Raw genomic sequence first — 22989 nt, 5'->3', positions numbered from 1 at the left:
TTTAATTTATCAAAAATGAGAACAAACATTAGAACAATTATCGGAATCACATTCGCTTCAGTATTGGTACTAACGGTATCATGCAAAGGAAAAACAGAGGAAGCAAAAGAAACTTCCACCGAAGCGACCATGGAACACGAAGGGCATGACATGGAAAAAATGAATCATGATATGGATAGCATGAACCATGAAGGACATGATATGGAAGGTATGGAAACTGCCAAAATGGAAGGCAAGGAATATACCTCCAAATATGTTTGCCCAATGCACTGTGAGGGAAGCGGTAGTGACGAAGAGGGTAAATGCCCAGTTTGTGGAATGACCTACGTGCTGAACGAAGAGCACACGGCTAACGGACATACTCACAATTAAACGGGTTTCCATCCTGCCACGAGATGCGTATCAAAGTAAAAAATATGGTTTGCGATAGATGCAAAGCGGTCCTAAAACAAGAGTTTGGGAAGGCTGAAATCGAAGTGGTGCAAATGGACCTGGGCGTAATTCAGTTCGCTGAAAATGCCCAAATACAAATGGAACGTATTCGGGGGATTTTGGTCAATAATGGTTTCGAGTTGATCGAGGATGTAAATGATAGCCATATAGCTGACATTAAAAAACACTTGATCAATGCTTTGAAAAACGATATGCACCAAAATCTCTCGAAATACCTTTCAGAAAAAATGAACAAGGATTATTCGGCTCTTAGTAAAATGTTCAGTGCCAAAGAAGGCCTTACCATTGAAAAATATTTCATCCTTTTAAAAATTGAAAGGGTAAAGGAAGAAATTCAAATGGAGAACAAAACATTTTCGGAAATCGCTTACGACTTGAATTATAAAAGCAGTAGCCATTTGGCCAAACAGTTTAAATCGGTAACCGGAATGTCGATGAGCGACTATCGAAAAGTGCAAGATTGGAATAGGAAGCCCTTGGATGAAATTGTATAAAAGACATCCAGAATTATAAAAAGCTTCCAACTGGTGTTCAGCTAGTTTTGAATAAAATATAAACAAGATGAAACATACCTATCACATACACGGAATGAGCTGTAATGGCTGTAGAAAGCATGTTGAGGAAACCCTGTCCAAAGTGGATGGAGTGAATGCGGTTGAGGTGAATTTGGAAAAAGCTGAGGCCGTGATTGAGATGGAGAAACACATTCCCATCAAAAGGTTCGAAAAAGCATTGGAGGATGATGGTGGCAGTTATTCAATACATACCAACGGTCACCATCATCAACCAAAGAAGAAAGAGGCGAAAAGAACAGTTTCCAATGGGAACGGTACCTTTTATTGCCCTATGCATTGCGAAGGTGATAAAACCTATGACAAGCCCGGTGATTGCCCTGTTTGTGGGATGGACTTGGTAGAGGAACAAAATACATCCACCAGTTCCAAACAGCAATGGACTTGTCCCATGCACCCCGAAGTAGTGGAGGATGGGCCTGGGTCGTGTCCAAAGTGTGGAATGGACTTGGTACCCAAGGAACCCGAAGCCAGCGCAGAGGAAAAGACCTATAAAAAACTGCTCAAAAAGTTTTGGGTAGCCCTTGCTTTTACCTTGCCCATTTTCCTGATTGCCATGAGCGATATGCTGACCAACAATCCGCTGCATGATGTCATGGAAACTCAATACTGGAACTGGGTTCAATTTGCATTATCACTTCCTGTGGTTTTTTACGCCACTTGGATGTTTTTTGAGAGAGCCTACCGAAGCATCAAAACATGGAATTTGAACATGTTTACGTTAATTGGGATTGGTGCAGGGGTAGCTTTTGTGTTCAGTGTACTTGGTTTATTGTTCCCGGGATTTTTCCCTGATCAGTTCAAAGGGGAAACAGGTGCGGTCCATGTTTATTTTGAAGCAGCAACCGTAATCCTCACCTTGGTGCTTTTGGGTCAATTGTTGGAAGCGCGGGCACATAGCAAAACCAATAATGCCGTAAAGGAATTATTGAAATTGGCACCGAACAAAGCCATTAAAGTTGTGGATGGAGAAGAAGTCGAAGTAAGTATTGACGCTATTGAACTTGGCGATATTTTACGGGTGAAACCCGGAGAAAAAATTCCAGTGGATGGCATTATTACAGAAGGGGAGACTTCAGTTGACGAATCTATGATTACAGGTGAGCCCATTCCTGTTGAAAAAGGAGTTGAAGATAAAGTAAGCAGTGGGACCATCAATGGGAATCAATCCTTTTTGATGAAAGCTGAAAAAGTGGGTAGTGATACCTTGCTTTCACAGATCATCAGCATGGTGAACGAAGCCAGTAGAAGCCGTGCGCCCATTCAAAATTTAGCTGATAAGGTATCCGCTTATTTTGTTCCCACGGTGGTGATTATTTCCATTTTAACCTTTGGGGTCTGGGCCATCTGGGGACCACAACCCACCTATGTTTACGCGTTAATTAATGCCATTGCAGTTTTGATCATTGCTTGCCCTTGTGCGCTTGGGTTGGCAACTCCAATGTCGGTAATGGTGGGAGTGGGAAAAGGTGCCCAAAATGGTGTGCTGATCAAAAATGCCGAAGCGCTGGAGAAAATGGTCGACGTGGATACCTTGATTATTGATAAAACGGGTACCATCACCGAAGGTAAACCCACCTTCGATCATTTGGAAACTTTTTCGGATGATTATTCACAAGAAGACCTACTTCAATATTTAGTATCCGTCAATGCCAATAGTGAACACCCCTTGGCTCAAGCGACCGTGAAATATGGCAGGGAGAAAAACATCAAAATTCTGAAAACAAAATACTTCAATGCTGTTACGGGTATGGGAGTAGAAGGCAAGATCAAAGACTTGGAAATTCGTCTGGGGAACATCAAATTGATGGAAAAGGCGAATGTTAAAATCTCGGATGAGATGAAGGAGAAGGTCAAAAAGGAACAAGAAAAAGGGAAAACGGTTTCCTATCTAGCCATTGATGGCAATTGCCATGCTTTTGTGAGTATTGGGGATAAGATCAAAGAGACTAGCGCCAAGGCCATCAAAGCCATCCAAGATAAAGGGATTTCGGTAATCATGCTTACTGGAGACAATACCACAACTGCCAAAGCTGTTGCCAGCGAATTGCATTTGGATGATTTTAAAGCGGAAACCCTACCTGAGGATAAGATGAATGAAGTGGAGCGCTTGCAGAATGAAGGCAAGGTGGTGGCCATGGCAGGCGACGGTATCAACGATGCTCCTGCATTGGCCAAAAGTGACTTGGGTATTGCCATGGGAACCGGAACCGATGTGGCCATAGAAAGTGCCATGATTACTTTGGTAAAGGGTGACCTGCATGGGATCGTAAAAGCACGAAACCTTAGTGAGGCCACCATGAGAAACATTAAGCAGAACCTATTTTTTGCATTGATATACAACACCATTGGTGTTCCGGTGGCAGCAGGTGTGCTCTATCCCTTTTTCGGGATTTTGCTTTCACCCATGATCGCCGCCCTGGCCATGAGCTTTAGCTCGGTATCGGTTATAGCCAATGCACTGAGATTACGAACTAAATCAATCGACTAGAACAAAAATGGTAAAACGGACAACAGCGGTTAAAATTAGAAAGGCCCATAGGTATTTGGGTATATTTTTGGGTGTACAATTCATCATGTGGACAGTAAGTGGTCTCTACTTTAGCTGGACGGATATTGATGAGATACACGGAGATCATTTTAGAAATATGGACTACGAACCCGCTGCTTTTGATGGACTTATTGGATTTTCAGAAATTAACTTCCCAGCCAAGATCAGTTCATTGGGTTTAAAGGAGATTGCGGGGAAACCTTATTATTGGATCAACAATGAGTTTTTGGTGGATGCGAGAACAGGTGACCCTAAAGAAGGGATTTCGGAAGAAGAAGCCTTGGCCGTTGCAGAGCGTCAAATGTCTTCCGATTTAAAAGTAAAAGGAGTTGAGGTTATCGATGAGACCGATAAGCACCATGAATACCGTGAAAAGAAGTTGCCCGCTTATGTGATCAGTTACGATTCTCCTGAAAACATCAAAGCCTATGTTTCTGTGGCCGATGGGTCATTTCAAACGGTACGACATCGGAACTGGCGATGGTTTGATTTTTTATGGATGACCCACACCATGGATTATGAAAGTAGGGACGATTTTAATACTACTTTACTCAGAGCCTTCTCCCTTTTGGGGTTGATCACCGTTTTGAGTGGATTTTTACTTTGGTTTACCTCGTCACCAACGATGAGGAAGTTGGTTAAAAGAAAAAAATAATACGATGAAAAAGCAAAACATCATTTATATCGGAATAGCTGTAGTGGTCGGCCTAATGGTGGGATACTTCATATTTGGAAGCAATACTGAAACTACTTCAGTGGATGAACATGACCACAGTACTGAAATGGCTTCGGGCGAAATGTGGACCTGTTCCATGCACCCACAGATTATGCAACAAGAACCGGGATCTTGTCCTATTTGTGGGATGGATTTAATTCCTGCGGATAATGGGGGAGAGGGATTGGCTATCAATCAAATTAAGATGACGGAAAACGCGATGGTTCTGGCTGGCGTGGAAACCATTAGGGTTGGTACAGGGGCCGATTCAGAAGAACATGTGAAAATATCTGGAAAAGTTGCTGTCAACCAGGAATCGGATGCGGTGCAATCGGCCTATTTTGACGGAAGAATAGAAAATATCCATGTCAATTTTGAAGGAGAACAAGTCCGTAAAGGTCAAAAGTTGGCCACAATTTATGCCCCGGCCTTGGTTTCGGCCCAACAAGAATTATTGACAGCCGCGAAATTAAAGGAATCGCAACCGCAACTGTACAAGGCGGTTCGGAACAAGTTAAAGTTGTGGAAGTTGTCCGATACACAAATCGACCAAATCGAAAGCTCTGGACAAGTGCTTGAAAATTTTCCAGTATATGCCAATGTGAGTGGAGTGGTTTCCGAGATCATGGTGGAGGAAGGGGATTACATCAAAACGGGCTCACCTCTGCTGAAAGTGGCCAATTTAAATTCAGTTTGGGCCATTTTTGATGCCTATGAAAACCAATTGAGCTTGTTTAAAGAAGGTCAAACCTTGGATGTAAGCACCAATTCCTATCCGAATGAAACCTTTACGGCTAAAGTTTCCTTTGTGGCTCCAAAATTGAACAAGCAAACCAGAACTTTGGAAGTTCGTGCAGAGCTGGACAACAAAAAAGGGATGTTGAAGCCGGGCATGTTCGTACAAGCAGAGGTTGAGGTGGGCAATAAAAAGGATGGAGAAGAAGTGTTGACCATTCCCGAAAGTGCCGTGTTGTGGACAGGAAAGCGTTCCTTGGTGTATGTACAACCTGATCCAAATAGTTCCACTTTTGAAATGCGGGAAGTGGAGCTCGGAAATTTGATGAACGGCAGTTACGTAGTCAATTCAGGATTGAACTCTGGTGATTGGGTGGTTGCCAAAGGTACTTTTACAGTGGATGCCGCGGCACAATTGCAGGGCAAAAAATCCATGATGAACCAAGATGCCCAGCCGATGCCCACGGGACACGAAGGCCATTCCAAAATGGGCTCTACAATGAAAATGGAATTTTCGCAAGAAGCGGAAACAAAGTTTGGCGACCTTTTAAAGGTGTATCTGAATTTAAAGGATGCCTTGGTGGCTTCTGACCAAGAACAAACGCAAACATTGGCGAAGAAGGGAGCGGGAATCGCTTCTGAACTAAGCGGAATGCAAATGGATGATATGGGGAAGAATCATATCACACAACTAGCGAGTCAACTTAAAGAGATAGGTTCAAAAAGTGACTTGGAAGGTCAACGCGAGGTGTTTGTTTCGCTTTCCCAAAATATGATTCAAATTGGTCAACAAATAAGCGGGCTGGATGGTAAACTTTATGTGCAGCACTGTCCCATGGCCAATAATGATAGGGGTGCCAATTGGCTCAGTTTGGAAGAAGAAATCCGAAATCCTTATTACGGTGATGCGATGTTGACCTGTGGCAGTGTCGTAGGTACTATCGATTAGTGCAACGGGCAATTAAAGACAAAAGAAAACGCCCCGATGCAAATCGGGGCGTTCCTGTTTTTATTCGGATAATGATGTTTTTACATCATACCTGGCATTCCACCGCCGCCCATTGGAGGCATGGCTGGGGCATCTTCCTTAATATTGGTCAATGCACACTCTGTGGTCAAGATCATTCCAGCTACGGATGCTGCATTTTCCAAAGCAATACGGGTTACTTTCTTGGGATCGATGATTCCTGTTTTAAGCATGTCCACATATTGATCGGATTTGGCATCGTAACCGAAGTCTTTTTTGCCTTCCAAAACCTTGGCAATCACTACAGAGCCTTCACCACCAGCATTCTCTACGATGGTACGCAATGGAGATTCGATGGCTTTGGCCACGATTTGTACACCTGTGGTCTCATCCAATGATTCGGTTGCCAATTTTTCAAGTACCTTTTTGGCTCGTACCAAGGCAACACCACCACCGGCAACAATACCTTCCTCTACGGCAGCACGGGTAGCGTGCAAGGCATCGTCCACACGGTCTTTCTTCTCTTTCATTTCAACTTCGGAGGCTGCGCCTACATAAAGTACGGCAACACCACCAGCCAATTTGGCCAAACGCTCCTGAAGTTTTTCCTTGTCGTAATCAGAGGTAGTGGTCTCAATCTGAGCTTTGATTTGGTTTACCCTAGCTTTGATGTCAGAGGCATTCCCGCTACCGTTCACGATTGTAGTATTGTCTTTGTCAATGGTCACGGTCTCAGCAGTACCCAACATATCCAAAGAAGCATTTTCCAAAGAGAAACCTCTTTCTTCGGAAATTACGGTACCACCTGTCAAGATGGCGATGTCTTCCAACATGGCCTTTCTTCTGTCACCAAAACCAGGTGCTTTTACTGCGGCAATCTTAAGTCCACCTCTCAATTTGTTTACCACCAAAGTTGCAAGGGCTTGGCCTTCCACGTCTTCAGCAATGATCAAAAGGGGTCTTCCGGATTGTGCTACGGGCTCAAGGATTGGAAGGATTTCCTGTAGATTGGAGATTTTCTTGTCGAAAAGAAGAATGTATGGGTTCTCCAAATCTGCAATCATCTTGTCGGTGTCGGTTACAAAGTAAGGAGATAGGTAACCTCTGTCAAATTGCATACCTTCAACAACGTCAACATAAGTATCGGTACCTTTGGCTTCCTCTACGGTGATTACCCCTTCTTTTCCAACTTTTGCGAATGCTTTGGCGATCAAGTCACCGATAGCATCGTCGTTATTGGCTGAAATGGAGGCAACCTGCTTGATCTTATCAGAGTCGTTACCAACTTTTTTGGCTTGTTTTTCCAAATCGGCCACCAAAGCTTCAACAGCCTTGTCTATTCCGCGTTTCAGGTCCATTGGGTTGGCACCTGCAGCCACGTTTTTAAGACCTTCTTTTACAATAGCTTGTGCTAAAACAGTAGCGGTAGTGGTACCGTCACCGGCTTGGTCGTTGGTTTTGGAAGCAACTTCCTTCACCATTTGTGCACCCATATCTTCCAGGGCGTCTTCCAATTCAATTTCTTTTGCAACGGAAACACCATCTTTGGTTACTTGTGGTGCTCCAAAGGACTTGCTGATGATTACGTTTCTACCTTTTGGTCCCAAGGTCACCTTTACGGCCTCGGCCAACTTGTCAACGCCTCGTTTCAGTCCGTCACGTGCATCAATGTCAAACTTAATATCTTTTGCCATCTCTATCTAGTTGATTTTTTAGTTATACAATTGCCAAAATATCGCTTTCGCGCATCATCAAATAGTCGGTTCCATCGAACTTCAGTTCGGTACCGGCATATTTTCCATATAGAACGGTATCACCTACCTTAACGGTCACTTTTTCGTCCTTGGTTCCAGGTCCAACGGCCACAACGGTTCCTTTTTGAGGTTTCTCTTTAGCGTTGTCCGGGATAATGATACCGGAGGCAGTTTTGGTCTCGGCCTGTAGAGGCTCGATCAAAACCCTATCTGCCAATGGTTTGATATTTACTTTAGCCATATTTTAAATGATTTAGATGTTTGTTTTAAAATTTCTTGAATCAAAATGACAGAAATTGTGCCAATGCCCGAAAACTGACATTCTGGAAAACAAAAATGCCAGCTTGTCATTTCAAGCTGGCATTTTTCTATGCTTTGTCACTGGAAACTATCCAATGGTGTCCACTGGACTAGTCGTGTTGGCCGGTGGAAGTTGTTCAGGAACTTCCTCTGGAACCGTTTCTGGTATTTCGGTATCGTCGCCTTGAAGTAGTTTGGAGTCTGCTTGGCTGTAGTTTCCTTTTAGGGATACATTGGAAAGCAGTATCAAAACAATCAATAAGGTGGCCAAAGTCCAAGTACTCTTGTCCAAAAAGTCCCCTGTCTTTTTAACACCACCAACAACTTGGTTGCCGCCTCCTCCAAAAGATGAGGACAAACCACCTCCTTTTGGGTTCTGGACCATAATGACCAAGACCAACAAAAGGCACACGATAATGATCAATACCAAAAAAATTGTAAACGTGCTCATTTCTTATCTTTTTCTTGCTGCAGCTTCTTCACCGCCTGAATTTGATCTGCAAAGAAACCACTTTTTTCTGGATATTTCAAACTCAATATTTTGAACGCTTGAATGGCTTTTTTATACTTTTTTTGCTCCAAGTACACCTTGGCCAAGGTCTCTGTCATCAACTCGTTTTGGTTGATTTTTGTGGACTCCTTAATATTGACTTTGGGGTTGTTTTCCTTTGGAACTATCTTGGGATTGTTGGCAATGAACTTGTCCAAAAGCTCGAATTTCTTTTTGCGCTCCAATTCTTCCATCACGTCTTCCTGACTATTTTCGGGTTCTTCGCCCTTGGAAGTCAATTGAAGCCATTCGGTAAAGGAATGTTTTTCCTTTTTGGTGAAGGGTAGAGGCTTGCCCAGCTGCAGGTCGGTTTCCTTTGTTTCTTCACCTGCTTTTTCTGGAACTTCTTCTGGTTTTCTGGATTCAAACAGCTCAGGATTCAGGATTTGTTCGGCATCACCCAAGTTTTGTGGTAAAGCTGCTTCTTCAGTCTCCGTAAGCATACTCGCGGCATTGGGATTCGGTTGAATCTCCTCCGAAACGGCCTCTTGGTCTTCCAGTTTGGCGCCTCTACCAGCAATGGTATCGGCAATATTGTTCTGTATGAATTCCTTGGAGGTGATGTAATCAAAAAGTACATCCCTGTCCGCAGTATGGGCGGCGGTGACCTTTAAGGCGTTGTTATATTTGTAACTGTCCAGATTTTTGAGTCCCTTCAAATGCAGTGCACGCGCGGCCTGAAAATAAGGGTATTCCTCAATAATATCCTCCAATTCCCTCGTCTGACTTGGCGAGAGTATGGTGTTCGCATTCTGAAGGATATGTATAAAATCTGCAACGTTCATAACTAATTACCAATTGCCCAAGGACGCATTGAAAATATCCTGGGTAAGTCGTTCAAAAATTTCTTCGTGTGCGGCTGCCTGCACAGAAGGGAGCGGGGCGGCGGCATCAAAATCATAAAAGAAAGAAAACCGCTTTTCAAAATCCGCATCTTCCTTGGTTGTATTAAAAAACCGAACATTCACGCTCATGGTGAGGCGGTTCTGTGCGGTCCGCTGGTCGGCTGTGGCCGTCATGGGAACCACTTTGTATTCCACAATTTCGCCTTCGTAAAGGAGGTCGCCATTGCTTCCGGTAAGGGACAAACTGGTAAGGTCGTTGATCAAATCCTGAAGCGCCAGGGTAAAATCGCGGTCCAGTCCGGGTACAATAATGGATCCTGGGGTCTGGTCGGCGTAATTTTGAAAAAAGTTGACCTGAAAGCTTTGTGCAGTCCCGATATCAGCCCCGGAAAAATTGTAAGCCCCACAGCTCTGCAGGAAGAAAGCCAATCCCAACAGTACCGATTTTAGTATATTTTTTCTGATTGTATTCATTTGTAATCTTGACTTCAAATTAAAGGTCGTACTGTTTTATTTTTCGATAGAGCGTTCTTTCCGAGATGCCCAGTTCGGCAGCAGCAGCCTTTCGTTTTCCTTTGTTGCGCTCCAACGATTTTTTGATCAATTCGATTTCCTTTTCCTGTAAAGATAGGGTTTCTTCTTCTTCAATTTCTTCGGCAAAATGGTATCTGTCCTCCGGTGGCTGCTGCGTGGAGTGAGGGGGTGCCGCCTCCACTACAGGCTCTGGAAGGTGTAGCAGTTCGGTAGCCGTACTTTCTTCATGATCAATGTCTTCCTCTTCTTGGTTGCCGTAAATTTTTCTGATCAAACCTTCGTTTTCCCGTTGCACCTTATTGGAGTCGTTGTCCTTCAAAAGTTCCAAAGTCAGCTTTTTAAGGTCGTTAAGGTCACTTTTCATATCAAAAAGTACCTTGTACAAAATCTCGCGCTCGTTGCTGAAATCACTTTCTTTTTTAGCCTGGCCAATGACTGCCGGTAAATTGGAACCGCTGGAATTGGGCAGATAACTGTTCAGTGTGGCTGCTGTGATGTTACGGTTTTCTTCTAGTACAGAGATTTGCTCGGCAATGTTCCTCAGCTGACGAATGTTACCGGGCCAGCGATATTTAAGTAATAGTTCCACGGCATCATCTTCCAATCGGATGGTGGGCATTTTATACTTTTGACCAAAATCGGAGGCGAATTTTCGGAACAGCAAATGGATATCATCACGACGATCACGTAGTGGTGGTAGATTGATTTCCACTGTGCTCAATCGATAATACAAATCTTCCCGGAACTTTTCTTTTTCAATTGCCTCGAACATATTGATGTTTGTGGCGGCCACAATGCGCACATTGGTTTTTTGAACCTGGGAGGAACCCACTTTCAAAAATTCGCCATTTTCCAATACCCGTAACAATCGCACTTGGGTGGTCAGTGGCAATTCTCCCACCTCGTCCAAAAAGATGGTTCCCCCATCGGCCACTTCAAAATAACCGCTACGGGTTTGCGTAGCCCCGGTAAACGCACCTTTTTCGTGCCCAAAGAGTTCACTGTCAATGGTTCCTTCGGGAATGGCACCACAGTTTACCGCAATATACTTTGCATGTTTGCGATGGCTTAAGGAATGGATGATCTTGGGAATGGATTCCTTTCCCACACCACTTTCACCGGTTACCAATACCGAGATGTCGGTAGGGGCAACCTGTATGGCCTTTTCAATGGCGCGATTGAGCTTCACATCGTTCCCGATGAGCTCGAACCGTTGTTTTATGGATTGTACACTTTCCATATATTTTTGTTCCTACGTGGCAGGAATCTTTTTTAGTTCAGCATTGTGATTTGGCCACATACCCGCCCATAGGGCAAGAGTTGGTCATCCGTGCACAATGCAAATGGTTATCAATTGTTTTTTGAATATCCCACCGCTTCCCCGATAAGGGTGGCAGAGGTGCAATCGTTGATTTTGACGTTCACAAAGTCCCCAACCTTATAATGTTTCTTCGGAAAAACTGCAACCGTATTTTGGGAGTTACGTCCCATCCAATGGGCATCCGATTTTTTGGAGGTTCCCTCAATCAAGATTTCCTCTATTTTTCCAACATGCTGCTGGGTGCGATAATGGCTGTGCTTTTGCTGCAGTTCGATGATTTCCGTCAACCTTCTTTTCTTTGTGGCTTCAGGTACATCGTCCTCCATTTTCCGTTCGGCAAGGGTTCCCGGACGCTCGGAATAGGCAAACATAAATCCAAAATCATATTTCACATACTCCATCAGACTCAAGGTATCTTGATGGTCCTCCTCCGTTTCGGTGGGGAAGCCGGTAATCATATCCTGACTGATGGCACAATCCGGAATGATTCTTTTGATGTTATCGATCAATTCAAAATACTCTTCACGGGTGTGCAAACGGTTCATCGCTTTTAGGATGCGATTGCTTCCACTTTGTACGGGAAGATGGATGTACTTACAGATATTTTCGTATTTCGCCATGGCCTCGATAACGTCCAAGGTCATGTCTTGAGGATTGGAGGTGGAAAAGCGAATACGTATTTTGGGTTGGGCCTGGGCTACAAGCTCCAAAAGCCCTGCAAAGTTCACCGAAGTGGCCTTTTGTATTTCGGAAGCTTTGTCAAAATCCTTTTTCAACCCGCCCCCATACCAAAGGTAACTGTCCACATTTTGCCCCAAAAGGGTAATTTCCTTGAATCCTTTTTCCCAAAGATCGTTCACCTCCTCCAAAATGGATTGTGGATCTCGGCTACGCTCCCTACCTCGTGTGAAGGGAACTACGCAAAAGGTACACATATTGTCGCATCCACGGGTGATGGACACAAAGGCGGATACCCCATTGGTGTTCAGTCGAACCGGAGCCACATCGCCATAGGTTTCGTCCTTGGAAAGGATGACGTTTACCGCATTTCTACCTTCGTCGATTTCTTGGATCAGGTTGGGTAGGTCTTTGTAGGCATCTGGCCCCACGACCATGTCCACAATTTTTTCCTCTTCCAAAAACTTGCTCTTCAAACGCTCGGCCATACAGCCCAAGACCCCGACTTTCATATGGGGTTTGGTACGTTTTACGGCGTTGAACTTCTCCAGACGTTTGCGTACGGTTTGTTCTGCTTTTTCGCGAATGGAACAGGTATTCACCAAAACCAAATCGGCATCGTCCAAGTTTTGGGTGGTATTGAAACCTTCCTTTGCCAAAATGGACGCTACGATTTCGCTATCGGAAAAGTTCATTTGGCAGCCGTAGCTTTCTATGTAGAGCTTTCGGCCGTTACTTTGATTGCTATCCAGCGATAGGGCAGTTCCTTGTTGGCTTTCGTCTATTATTTTTTCCACGTTGTTTTCCTCGATCATAAATAGTGCAATGGGGTGCAAAGATAATGGTTATTACAGTTTAGTGACAATTTGGCAGTAATTTTTAAGATTATATTGTAGAATCCGCTGTTAGTCTTACCTTCAGGCGTAAATCATAACCAATACTACAATGAATTTCACCAATCTTTCCGAAAGAATCAAGCAAAGTCCACCGGTGGATTTTGGTGCTGTTTTCAATAATTCCGTCACACTGTTCCAGAAAGTTTGGTTGCAAGGGTTTGTTACCTTAGTGTTGACCTTTGTGAGCATTCTTCCTTTTTATTTGGTCATTTATGCCCCAATGATTGCCTTTGGAATTACCGATCCCGAAACCCTCCGACATAACCAAATGCCTCCAGTATTTTCCCTTTTTATGATTGTTTTTATGCCCATTATCATGTTGGCCGTAATGACCATTTCACTGTGTTTGAATGCGGCTTTTTTGCGTATGTGTCGCAAGTACGACCTCGGTGAAATTGGGAAGGACGATTATTTTTGCTATTTCAAAAAGGAGTATCTGAAAAAGTCATTTATGGTATCCTTGGTCATGCTCGGGTTATCCTTTCTAGGTGTCCTTGCCTGTGGTTTGGGAATTATTTATTTAGTGGTTCCCATGTCGCTTTTCCCTGCTTTTTTTGCGTTCGACAAGGAGCTTTCTGCCATGGAGGTCGTGAAGGCTTCATTTGTTCTTGGCAATAAAAATTGGCTCATGATATTCTTGTTGGTGATAGTGGCAGGACTAGTTTCCCAGCTTGGAGTCATTTTATGTTTCGTTGGGGTCCTCTTTACAGCTATGTTCGCCAAAATCCCCATTTATTTTATTTATAAGGATGCAGTGGGCATTTCCATGGATGTGTAGTGACATTTAATAAAAAAAGCGCCCTTGGATTGAGGGCGCTTTCTTTTAAGCTATCTAGCATTTCTATGGAGTGGAAATCATCTTAATTTGATTTTCATCGACTTTTTGATTGATCAGAGTGGCTTGTTTTTGCACCAGGGCATTCAAGTCATTGATTTCCTTGTCCAACTCTTTGGTCACCTCCACAAAGAATTCTTGGGCCTGTTCGGTGGGCCTTTGGTCCCCTCGCTGGGAATCGACCATTAAAAAGGCCAATCTGTTGTTGATGCGGATACCATAGTTTAATGGATCTTGTCTACTTTGGTTCTTGGTCATGTGGATGTTGTTTTCAATAACCGAGAGGGCCGTTTCAAAATCCTTTGCCATATTCTGAATCTCAGGATTGTCCTTGGTCTTTTCTTTGAGATACTCCAAATCCTTTTTGATGTTCCGAATATTGATGATGGCCTTGTTGGCTCGACTTACTTGTTCGCGAACCTGCATGACAAAATCAAACTGTTCTTGGAAATCGTTTTGGCTCAAGACTATTCTTGGGTCTTTGACAATGTTGAAGGTCTGCTCCATGGAATTCCCATTTACAGTGAGCCTGGCCTTATAGTTGCCGGGAACGGCCTTCGGCCCTATATTTGGAGAGGAATAAAATACCATCCCCTTGAACTCTTGGTAGCCGGGGTATCTCATATTCCAAATAAATCGGTTACCGCCCTCGGATACCTCCAGTTTTTGCGTTGAGGTGGGGTCCAATCTATCAGGTTTCGCATGGTTGGAAAAACGTTGGATCACACTACCGTCCATTTCCAAGATTTCCATGGTCACCGTATCGGTTTCCTTTAAGCTCTTTAAGTAGTAATTGATGATGGCCCCATCCGGATGGTTTTCACCCACCAATTTGGTGTCGGGTTCTCCCCAAGCTCTGTCTTGGTGCATTCGGTAGGCCATATCGGGTTTGTACAGATAAAAATCGCTTTTGGCCACCGCATCGGACAGTTGATGGAGTGGTGTGAGGTCATCTATCATCCAAAAACTTCTTCCGTGAGTCGCGGCAATCAAATCGTTGTCCCTTACATGGAGATCTCGAATGGAGGTGATGGGCAAATTCAGTTGGAACGGGGTCCAATTTTTTCCATCATCAAACGAAATATACATCCCCCATTCGGTCCCTGCGTACAACAAGCCTTCGCGAACCTTGTCGGAACGGATGGCCCGGGTGTAATAGTTGTCCTTGATGCCATTGGTGATCAAGGTCCAAGTTTTTCCGTAATCATCCGTTTTGTAGAGGTAAGGGGTGTAATCGCCAAATTTATAAGAAGTGGCTGCCACATAAACGGTACCCGGGTCAAACGGGCTTGCGTCGATGCAGTTGATCATATTCAATTTGGGCGACATGGACTCCGGAGGGGTCACATTTTCCCAAGTTGTACCATTATCGCGGGTAACGTGGATCAAGCCATCGTCACTTCCGGTCCAAATCACTCCTTTTTCCAATACGGATTCTGTAATTACAAAAACGTTGGAATAAAACTCAGCCCCCGTATTATCTTGTGTGATGGGCCCTCCCGAGGACATAATGGTTTCCGGAATGCCCCTTGCCAATTCTGGGGAAATGGTTTTCCAGGATTGTCCGCCGTCCGTAGTGGCGTGCAAATAATTGGAACCTGCATACAGCACGTTTGAATCGTGGCGGCTAAATGTTAGGGGATAGTTCCAATTAAAGCGGTATTTCATGACTTCCGCGCCAGAACCTGCGGGATTGTCGGGCCAAATATTGGTAGATATGGTCTGTCCGGTGGTATGGTCCAAACGGTTCATATACCCTTTGTAGGTGCCGCCGTACACCAATTGATTGTTTTTTGGGTCCGGTGCCAAATGGGCACTCTCACCACCTGCGGTGGGTTCCCAGTCGGCCTCGGTAATGGCCGAACCCGAAGAACGGTGGAAGATACGCAAAGCGGTATTGTCCTGCTGCGCCCCATAAATGCGATAAGGAAAAATGCTGTCCGTGGTCACCCGATAAAACTGCATGGTGGGCTGGTTGAAATAGGTGGTCCAGTTATTTCCGCCGTCGTTGGAGATTTGGGCACCGCCATCATCGGCAATGATCATCCTTTGGTTGTTGTTGGGATCGATCCAAAGATCATGGTGGTCCCCATGGGGAGCATTTTTAAGGGTAAAGGTATTACCGCCATCGGTGGATACGCCATAGCTCACGTTCATTACCCAAACCTTATCCACGTTTTGGGTGTCGGCATAAATACGGCTGTAGTACCAAGCGCGCTGCCTGAGGCCTCGGTTTTCGTTTACTTTTTTCCAAGTGACCCCAGCATCATCGGAACGAAAAACCCCGCCGTCCTCAGCTTCAATAATGGCAAAAACCCTATCCGAATCCAAAGGCGAAACGGCAATCCCAACAATTCCCCAAGGAAAACCGGGCAACCCCGAATGTTCGGAAATATCAGTCCAAGTATCGCCTCCGTCAGTGCTTTTAAACATCCTGCTATCCGGACCGCCACTGTCCATTCGGTATCCGTTACGTTTCATCTCCCAAGTTGCCGCATACAGGATCCTGCTGTTGTTGGGGTCCATAATGAGGTCGCCTGCACCTGCTTTATCACTGATGTAGAGTATTTTTTCCCAATTCTTGCCTCCATCGGTTGAACGAAAAACACCTCGGGTCTCATTGGGTTTCCAAAGGTTTCCGATGGCCGCCACGTAAACAAGGTCTGGATTTGTGGGATGGATGCGGATTCGGGCAATATGTTCGGAGTCTTTCAAACCGATAAATTCCCAGGTCTCACCAGCATCCATACTTTTCCAAAGGCCCTTTCCGGATGAAACGTTTCCACGAAGGGTCTGCTCGCCCTCGCCTACGTATATAATGTTAGGGTCCGATTCGGAAACGGCTACTGCTCCAATGGAACCGCCAAAATACCCGTCGGAAATACATTCCCACGAATTACCGGCATCGGTCGTCTTCCAAACACCGCCTCCAGCGGTACCCATGTAATACAGATTGGGGTCGTTGATAACTCCGGTAACGGTACCTGCGCGTCCGCCTCGGTGCGGTCCCACCATCCTCCATTCCATTCCGTCGTAGAGGGTTTCTTTAAACTGTGGGGCGTTGGTTTTGTTCTTTTTTCGTTGTGCGTTTGAGAGGTTAAAACATAGTAATGCAAGTACTATGGTCAAATAACGGTTGGTCATTGTTATGTGGTTATTGAGTTAGTCTTCCTAAAAATAACAATTATTTTAACCGCCCTCATCAAAGCCAGTAGAATTAATATAGTTATGGTAAAAAGTCTCCTTGTTTTTTATCGATTTTAAGGTCAAAAGAAATATGGGAAATGCGGATGTATAAATTTTAATATACTTTTGTTGAGACAAAAACCAGTGCATGCCAAAGAATTTAGTTATTGTAGAGTCCCCCGCCAAAGCAAAGACCATCGAAAGATTTCTAGGAAAGGAATTTCAAGTGGAGTCGAGTTTTGGACATATTGCCGATCTTCCTTCCAAGGAGTTGGGCGTTGATGTAGAGAATGATTTTAAGCCAAAATATACCGTTGACAAGGAGAAAAAGGCACTTGTAAAAAAACTCAAGGACTTGGCCCAAAAAGCGGAAACGATTTGGTTGGCGAGTGATGAGGACCGTGAGGGGGAGGCCATTTCTTGGCATTTGGCCGAAGAACTGGGACTGGACAAAAAGAAGACCAAGCGAATTGTTTTCAATTCCATTACCAAATCGGCGATCCAAAAGGCCATTGAAAATCCAAGGGACATCAACTACAATTTGGTCAATGCGCAGCAGGCCAGAAGGGTGTTGGACCGTTTGGTGGGGTATGAGCTTTCGCCTGTACTTTGGAAAAAAATAAAACCGGGACTTTCTGCCGGCCGTGTACAATCGGTAGCGGTTAGGTTGATCGTGGAGCGTGAGCGTGAAATCGAAGCATTTACGCCAGAAGCCTCGTTCCGCATCAAGGCCGAGTTCAAAACCGATGGTGGCAGCACCTTTGGGGCTAAGCTGAACACCACGTTCCCAACCAAAGAAGCCGCAGAACAGTTTTTGAAAGAAAATATCGGAGCGGACTTTTCAGTTTCCGATTTGGCCAAAAAGCCAGCAAAAAAATCTCCGGCAGCGCCATTTACCACCTCCACTTTGCAACAGGAAGCGTCGAGAAAACTGTATTTCTCGGTAAGCCGCACCATGCAGGTAGCGCAGCGTTTGTACGAAGCAGGTTTGATCACCTATATGAGAACGGATAGCGTCAATTTGTCCAATGAGGCTTTGGCAGCGGCAAAAGAGGCCATCTTGGAAAATTATGGCCAAAAATACAGTCAAACCAGAAACTTTACGGGTAAGACCAAGGGGGCTCAGGAGGCACACGAAGCCATCCGGCCCACCGATATGAAATTACAGTCCCCCCAATTGGAACGAGATCAGGCCAAATTATATGAATTGATTTGGAAACGGACGCTTGCTTCGCAAATGAGCGATGCCCAATTGGAACGCACCAACGTTAAAATAAAGGCAAGTACCCATAGCGAAGAATTCTCTGCCAATGGTGAGGTAGTCAAATTTGATGGTTTCCTCAAGGTGTATTTGGAAGGGACCGATGATGAAGATAGCGAAGAACAGGATGGAATGCTGCCTGCTATGAAAGTGGGAGAGCCGCTTCAAAATGTATTTATTTCCGCGACCGAACGATTCACCCGCCCACCCTACCGCTATTCCGAGGCCTCCTTGGTGAAAAAGTTGGAGGAACTGGGTATCGGTAGACCATCCACATACGCGCCTACCATATCCACCATTCAAAATAGGGGATATGTGGAAAAAGGCACCGTAGAAGGTACCGAGCGAAAATATGCGGAACTGGTATTGGAAAGCGAAAAGATAAAAACCAGTACACTTACCGAAATGGTAGGTTCCGAAAAAGGGAAAATTGTACCTACCGATATAGGTATGATCGTGAACGATTTCTTGGTGACCCACTTCACCCAGATTCTCGACTATAATTTTACGGCTCAGGTGGAGGAGGATTTCGATGAAATTGCATCGGGCGAAGAGGATTGGCAGGAGATGATGAAGAATTTCTACAACGATTTTCATCCCAATGTGCTAGAGGTAGAAGAAAATGCAGAACGCGCAAGTGGTGAACGTGTCTTGGGAACCGACCCCAAATCGGGCCGACAGGTATCCGTGAGATTGGGCCGTTTTGGTCCCATGGTGCAAATCGGAACTGTTGATGACGAGGAAAAACCGGAATTTGCCAGTTTGTTGCCCGATCAATCGATAGGCACCATTACGTTTGAAGAAGCCATGACCCTTTTTGATTTGCCACGTAAACTGGGCGTCTACGAAGGTGAGGAAGTGGAGGCCAATGTGGGACGCTACGGACCTTATGTGCGTTTTGGAAAAAAATTCATTTCACTGGCACAGGGAGAAAGTGCTTTTGATGTGGACATGGAACGCGCCATAGAACTGATCAAGGAAAAACAAAAGGCAGATGCGCCCATTGCCAGCTATGAAGGCAAAGAGGTTACCAAAGGTAAAGGTAGGTTCGGACCGTTTATCAAATGGGACGGTATGTTTATTAATGTGAACAAGAAGTATGATTTCGACAATTTGTCCAATGATGACATTGTTGAACTCATTGAAGCCAAAAAAAAGAAAGAAGCTGAAAAGGTCGTTCAGGAATGGCCAGAAGAAAAGATCAGGATTGAAAAAGCCCGATGGGGGCGTCACAATATTATAAAAGGTAGGGTAAAGGTGGAACTTTCCAAGGATGTGGATGCCACAAAAATAACCTTGGAAGAAGCACAGGCCCTATTGGATAAAAAAGCACCAAAGAAAAAAGCCAAGGCAAAAGCGAAGAAATAAGTATGGCGTTCGATTTTCTGGTTCCGGTCAAGGACAAGGTATTGGCACATTGTGAATTGCTGCCAGAACAAGCAGTGGGCAAGAACGTTCACATGCACACCGAAAAGGATGGGCTCCCGGTATTTGCCCATGCCGATGTAGCCATTTTTGGCGTTTTGGAATCGAGAAATGCCTTTGAGAAAAAACCGGAAAAACTGGATCTGGACGAAGTGCGTATCCAATTGTACCGCCTAATGATGGGCAACTGGAACTCCACAATTATCGATATTGGCGATGTGGAGGAGGGCGATACCGTAGAGGATACCTATTTTGTGGTGAAGGAAATCGTGGCCGGGTTGTTGGAAGAGAATATCATACCTATAGTATTAGGACTCACCCAGGACATTACTTTTCCTACTTACCGCGCTTTCGATAACATAAAAAAGATGGTCAACCTGGTTTCCATTGATAGCCGTTTTGACTTTGGTGAGGATGATGAGCTCATTTCTTCACATTCCTATATGAGCAAGATCATCACCGATAAGCCCAACAATCTTTTTAATTTTTCCAATATTGGCTATCAGAGCTATTTTAATGCCCAAGAAGAAAAGGATTTGATGGAGCGTCTGTTTTTTGATGCCTATCGTTTGGGTGAAATAGCGGCCAATATCGAATTGGCAGAACCCGTATTGCGCAGTAGTGATATCGTAAGCTTGGACCTACGGGCCATTCGGGCCAGCGAAATGGGTATGACGCGTAACTTTTCCCCCAACGGGTTTACGGGGCGGGAGATTTGCGCCATTGCACGTTATGCAGGAATTAGCGATAAGGTTTCCCTATTTGGTATATACGAAGGGGAAAATTCGCATCAGGCATTCCAGATGATCGCCCAGATCATTTGGTATTTTATAGAGGGGCTCAGTTTCCGGATAAAGGAATACCCCAGCTCAAAGAGCGAAGACTTCACAAAGTTTACCGTACCCACGGACACGGAGGAATTGATCTTCTTCAAAAGCCATGTCACAGAAAGATGGTGGGTAGAGGTACCAACAATTTTAGCAGAGCATACTAAAACAAATTCGGTGGCGTTATTACCATGCACCGAAGAGGACTATTTGGATGCTTGCAACCAGAACATCCCCGAAAGGTGGTTCAAAGCCTACAGAAAAGGCTTGAACTAAATAAATTAATTTTTTGATCATTAATTGTTTTTACACAATAATTCATTCAAAAATCAGTTTTGAGAATAATGAATCTGTGTAGCACAGTTATTAAAATCTTGAATCGAACAATTTAACCTAAAGTATGAGAAAGCTATTCTTTTCATCTATAGCACTTGTTTTTTTGCTTACCAGTTGCGGCTCTAAATCAAGGTCCAAAGGTGAACTAGTTGGGGTCAGTGGTAAAAAATGGCACCCGGAAAAACCTTATGGAATGGAATTGATTCCCAGGGGCGCCTTTGTGATGGGTAAAGCCGAGGAGGATCAGGCCAAAGTATTGAATGCTCCTACAAGAACGGTAACCGTTCGTTCCTTTTATATGGACGATACGGAAATCACCAACAGTGAGTACCGTCAGTTTGTGGAGTGGGTCAAGGATTCCATCGTAAGAACAAGATTGGCCATTTTGGCCGATGAGTTGGGCATTGGACCTGAGGACGAAGGCATCGGAGAGTATGCTTTTAAGGATACCGATACCACCGAACTTTCGGTTTACGACAAGTACATGTTGGACAACTACGCCGGTCTTGGGGCAACTGGATACGAAGGCAGGGCGTTGAACAAGGATGTGGACCTAGTTTGGGATACTTCGGAATATCCCGATGAGTACTACGCTGAGGTTATGGATTCCATGTATCTTCCCGAAGAGGAAAGCTACAACGGATTGCGAAGCATCGACGTTACCAAAATCAAATACAAGTATAGCTGGATGGACATAGAGGCTGCTGCCAGGGCAAGATCTGGAAGCCGCAAGGACTTCATCAAGCAAGAAGAGTTGGAAATCTATCCAGATACCACCGTGTGGATCCGTGATTTCGAATACAGTTACAATGAGCCCATGCACAACGATTACTTCTGGCACGACGCTTATAGTGACTATCCTGTAGTAGGAGTAAACTGGATGCAGGCCAAAGCGTTCTGTAACTGGAGGACCAAATTCAAGAACGACGATCAAAAAAGTCGTGGTAAGCAATTTGTCAACCAATTCAGGTTACCTACCGAAGCAGAGTGGGAATATGCCGCCAGAGGTGGTATTGAAGGAGGAACTTACCCATGGGGTGGTCCTTATGTGATCAGCGATACAGGTTGTTTTATGGCCAACTTTAAACCACAACGGGGAGATTATGCCGCCGATGCCGCACTGTATACCGTAGAGGCCAAATCATTTGAACCAAACGATTACAACTTGTACAATATGGCCGGTAACGTTTCCGAATGGACGAACTCCAGCTTTGACCCAGGAGCGTACGAATACCTTTCCACCATGAACCCAAATATAGGTTCACAGGACAACAAACGTAAAGTGATCCGTGGAGGTTCTTGGAAAGACGTTGCCTACTTCCTACAGGTAAGCACAAGGGATTACGAATACCAAGATTCTGCAAGAAGCTACATTGGTTTCCGAACCGTTCAGGATTATATGGGCGAGGAAGATTCCACCAACGGAAGCAGAAGCGGACTTTAATACAATAACAACGAGGAGAACATTATATAAATAACAAGTAACAGTAGTAACCAAATACTTATTTATATAACACTTAATTAAAACTAGAATTATGGCACAGTCAAAATCAACAAAAAAGCTGTTTAACATGGCCTACGGGCTTGGAGCGTCAGTGGTAATCATTGGTGCATTGTTCAAGATCCTTCACTGGGAGTTTGGACCACTAACCGGTGGACTTCTTCTTGCTGTCGGACTTATTACGGAAGCATTGATCTTCGCTATCTCTGCATTTGAACCGGTAGATGACGAATACGATTGGTCTTTGGTATATCCAGAATTGTCCGGAGGTCAAGCGGATGCCAAAAGAAAGCAAGAGGCAAAAGATGCCCAAGAAGCAGAAGGATTGCTTTCCAAGAAATTGGACAACTTGCTTAAAGAAGCTAAAATCGATTCCGAGCTATTTGCCAATTTGGGAGAAAGTATCAAGAGTTTTGAAGGTGCCGCCAAGAATATCACTCCTACTACAGATGCAATTCAGCACACTAAGAAATACTCTGAGGAATTGTCCCACGCTGCAGCCCAAATGGAATCTTTGAACAGCTTGTACAAAGTACAATTGGAAAGCGCTAGCAGACAAGCTTCCATTAACGAAGAAGTAGTACAGAACGCAGGAGCGTTGAAAGAGCAAATGCAATCTTTGGCCACCAACCTTTCTTCATTGAACGGTGTGTACGGTGGTATGCTAACCGCCATGGGAGGCAGAAACTAATTAGAGGTTTTTGATCAACAAAAAACAAACCAAATCAAATTAATTATTAAATCTAA

Annotated in this window: 18 protein-coding genes; 10 read left to right on the top strand and 8 right to left on the bottom strand. The window is 44.5% G+C overall.

Annotated features, from left to right (window positions below; genetic code table 11):
- Nucleotides 1-15: 15 nt before the first annotated feature.
- From RBB12_RS00345 to RBB12_RS00325, 5 genes are all read left to right on the top strand, one after another.
- Nucleotides 16-372 (top strand): heavy metal-binding domain-containing protein, encoded by a 357-nt coding sequence (locus tag RBB12_RS00345; protein WP_306012342.1) that lies wholly within the window; start codon nt 16-18, stop codon nt 370-372.
- 23 nt (nt 373-395) lie between these two features.
- Nucleotides 396-947 (top strand): AraC family transcriptional regulator, encoded by a 552-nt coding sequence (locus tag RBB12_RS00340; protein WP_306026668.1) that lies wholly within the window; start codon nt 396-398, stop codon nt 945-947.
- Between the two features lie 67 nt (nt 948-1014).
- Nucleotides 1015-3516 carry a heavy metal translocating P-type ATPase gene (locus tag RBB12_RS00335; protein WP_306012340.1) on the top strand — a complete coding sequence of 834 codons (2502 nt, stop codon included), beginning with the start codon at nt 1015-1017 and terminating at the stop codon, nt 3514-3516.
- A 7-nt stretch (nt 3517-3523) separates the two neighbouring features.
- The gene (locus tag RBB12_RS00330) at nt 3524-4231 is read left to right on the top strand and encodes a hypothetical protein (protein ID WP_306012339.1); all 708 of its coding nucleotides are present in this window, start codon (nt 3524-3526) and stop codon (nt 4229-4231) included.
- Nucleotides 4232-4235: 4 nt separating this feature from the next.
- Nucleotides 4236-5975: an efflux RND transporter periplasmic adaptor subunit gene (locus RBB12_RS00325; RefSeq protein WP_306012338.1), complete on the top strand. Its 1740-nt coding sequence runs from the start codon at nt 4236-4238 to the stop codon at nt 5973-5975.
- A gap of 80 nt (nt 5976-6055) precedes the next feature.
- Here the strand turns inward: RBB12_RS00325 and groL are convergent, their stop codons facing one another.
- The 7 genes from groL to miaB form a co-directional block, all read right to left on the bottom strand.
- The gene (gene groL / locus RBB12_RS00320) at nt 6056-7687 is read right to left on the bottom strand and encodes a chaperonin GroEL (protein WP_306012337.1); all 1632 of its coding nucleotides are present in this window, start codon (nt 7685-7687) and stop codon (nt 6056-6058) included.
- A 22-nt stretch (nt 7688-7709) separates the two neighbouring features.
- On the bottom strand, nt 7710-7988 hold the full coding sequence (gene groES / locus RBB12_RS00315) for a co-chaperone GroES (protein WP_014032184.1): 279 nt from the start codon (nt 7986-7988) through the stop codon (nt 7710-7712).
- A gap of 147 nt (nt 7989-8135) precedes the next feature.
- A complete protein-coding gene (gene secG, locus RBB12_RS00310; RefSeq protein WP_179385699.1) occupies nt 8136-8498 on the bottom strand; it encodes a preprotein translocase subunit SecG in 363 nt (120 codons plus the stop codon).
- Nucleotides 8495-9382 carry a hypothetical protein gene (locus tag RBB12_RS00305; protein ID WP_306012336.1) on the bottom strand — a complete coding sequence of 296 codons (888 nt, stop codon included), beginning with the start codon at nt 9380-9382 and terminating at the stop codon, nt 8495-8497. Before RBB12_RS00305 ends, secG begins: the two co-directional genes overlap by 4 nt.
- Nucleotides 9383-9388: 6 nt before the next feature.
- Nucleotides 9389-9916 carry an LptE family protein gene (locus RBB12_RS00300; RefSeq protein WP_306012335.1) on the bottom strand — a complete coding sequence of 176 codons (528 nt, stop codon included), beginning with the start codon at nt 9914-9916 and terminating at the stop codon, nt 9389-9391.
- Nucleotides 9917-9935: 19 nt separating this feature from the next.
- On the bottom strand, nt 9936-11216 hold the full coding sequence (locus RBB12_RS00295) for a sigma-54-dependent Fis family transcriptional regulator (RefSeq protein ID WP_306012334.1): 1281 nt from the start codon (nt 11214-11216) through the stop codon (nt 9936-9938).
- A 110-nt stretch (nt 11217-11326) separates the two neighbouring features.
- On the bottom strand, nt 11327-12772 hold the full coding sequence (miaB, locus tag RBB12_RS00290; RefSeq protein ID WP_306012926.1) for a tRNA (N6-isopentenyl adenosine(37)-C2)-methylthiotransferase MiaB: 1446 nt from the start codon (nt 12770-12772) through the stop codon (nt 11327-11329).
- A gap of 148 nt (nt 12773-12920) precedes the next feature.
- Here miaB and RBB12_RS00285 point away from each other — a divergent pair, with 148 nt between their 5' ends.
- Nucleotides 12921-13649 carry a hypothetical protein gene (locus RBB12_RS00285; protein ID WP_306012333.1) on the top strand — a complete coding sequence of 243 codons (729 nt, stop codon included), beginning with the start codon at nt 12921-12923 and terminating at the stop codon, nt 13647-13649.
- A 63-nt stretch (nt 13650-13712) separates the two neighbouring features.
- On the opposite strand, the gene RBB12_RS00280 is transcribed toward RBB12_RS00285, so the two are convergent.
- Complete coding sequence (locus tag RBB12_RS00280; RefSeq protein WP_306012332.1) at nt 13713-16850, bottom strand: VPS10 domain-containing protein; 3138 nt, start codon at nt 16848-16850, stop codon at nt 13713-13715.
- Nucleotides 16851-17040: 190 nt separating this feature from the next.
- On the opposite strand from RBB12_RS00280, the gene topA reads away from it, so the two are divergent.
- From topA to gldL, 4 genes are all read left to right on the top strand, one after another.
- Nucleotides 17041-19521 (top strand): type I DNA topoisomerase, encoded by a 2481-nt coding sequence (gene topA, locus RBB12_RS00275; protein WP_306012331.1) that lies wholly within the window; start codon nt 17041-17043, stop codon nt 19519-19521.
- 2 nt (nt 19522-19523) lie between these two features.
- Nucleotides 19524-20681 (top strand): formimidoylglutamase, encoded by a 1158-nt coding sequence (locus RBB12_RS00270; protein WP_179385692.1) that lies wholly within the window; start codon nt 19524-19526, stop codon nt 20679-20681.
- Nucleotides 20682-20805: 124 nt separating this feature from the next.
- Nucleotides 20806-22185 (top strand): gliding motility lipoprotein GldK, encoded by a 1380-nt coding sequence (gldK, locus tag RBB12_RS00265; protein WP_179385691.1) that lies wholly within the window; start codon nt 20806-20808, stop codon nt 22183-22185.
- A gap of 91 nt (nt 22186-22276) precedes the next feature.
- A complete protein-coding gene (gldL, locus tag RBB12_RS00260) occupies nt 22277-22933 on the top strand; it encodes a gliding motility protein GldL (RefSeq protein WP_179385690.1) in 657 nt (218 codons plus the stop codon).
- The last annotated feature ends 56 nt before the right edge of the window (nt 22934-22989 follow it).

This window comes from Allomuricauda sp. MMSF_3307 (assembly GCF_030733585.1).
In the GTDB taxonomy this organism is placed as follows: Bacteria; Bacteroidota; Bacteroidia; order Flavobacteriales; family Flavobacteriaceae; genus Flagellimonas.
This window is presented reverse-complemented; position numbering and strand designations above follow the sequence as displayed.